Origin of the sequence: Jiangella anatolica (assembly GCF_003236295.1) — a bacterium.
GTDB lineage: Bacteria > Actinomycetota > Actinomycetes > Jiangellales > Jiangellaceae > Jiangella > Jiangella anatolica.
The window spans coordinates 1-386 of sequence record NZ_POTW01000253.1; the positions used below are offsets into that span (position 1 = coordinate 1).

Annotated in this window: 1 protein-coding gene; it reads left to right on the top strand. The window is 73.1% G+C overall.

From position 1 onward, the window contains the following. Positions 1-149: 149 nt before the first annotated feature. A partial coding sequence (locus C1I92_RS33250) for a ThiF family adenylyltransferase (protein ID WP_369124149.1) occupies positions 150-386 on the top strand: 237 nt, incomplete at its 3' end.

Consider the following 386-nt stretch of genomic DNA (forward strand, 5'->3'; position numbering starts at 1 on the left):
GCCTGGACGGCTGCGTGGCCAACGCCTGGCCCTACGTCGACGGCTCCTGGTACGACGGCGACCTCGTCCCCGGTACCTGAGTTATTCCCGCTCCCGCAGTTCGGGCACGTGGCCCTCCTCATGGCCGACCGGCCCGTCGGCGAGCGACAATGGCGCGGTTCGCCACCGCCGATCCCGGGGAGTCCACCGTGTCGCTGCCCCCGCTCGTCGAGCCCGCCGCCGAGCTGACCGTTGACGAGATCCGTCGCTACTCGCGCCACCTGATCATCCCCGACGTCGGGGTCGAGGGGCAGAAGCGGCTGAAGAACGCCCGGGTGCTCTGCGTCGGCGCCGGCGGCCTCGGCTCGCCCGCCCTGATGTACCTGGCCGCGGCCGGGGTCGGCACC